The organism is Photobacterium sp. R1 (assembly GCF_054600795.1).
In genome coordinates, this window is record NZ_BAAHZP010000898.1 from 1 (window position 1) to 241 (window position 241).

The window sequence follows — 241 nt, forward strand, 5'->3', positions numbered from 1 at the left end:
CTGTCTGACTGAAAGCAGGTGCCGGCATCGCTGCCCGCACCTTCTTGTTTGAATGTGCCTTCACGCTTAACGGACTTCAATTTTCCGTACTTCAGGCTCACTGGTGGCCGTTTTCGGCATGACCAGACGCAAAACACCATCCTGATAGGCCGCTTCAATGTCGTGTTCGGCAATGTTCTGGCCAAACTGGAAAGTGCGCGAATAGCTGTCGTAGCGTCGTTCTGTCAAAACAGCTTGCCCT

At 52.7% G+C, this 241-nt stretch carries 1 protein-coding gene; it reads right to left on the reverse strand.

The window, feature by feature from the left end; translation table 11 throughout:
• Positions 1–66 precede the first annotated feature (66 nt).
• Complete coding sequence (locus tag ACYP03_RS27655) at positions 67–228, reverse strand: Hsp20/alpha crystallin family protein (RefSeq protein WP_459782889.1); 162 nt, start codon at positions 226–228, stop codon at positions 67–69.
• Positions 229–241 lie beyond the last annotated feature (13 nt).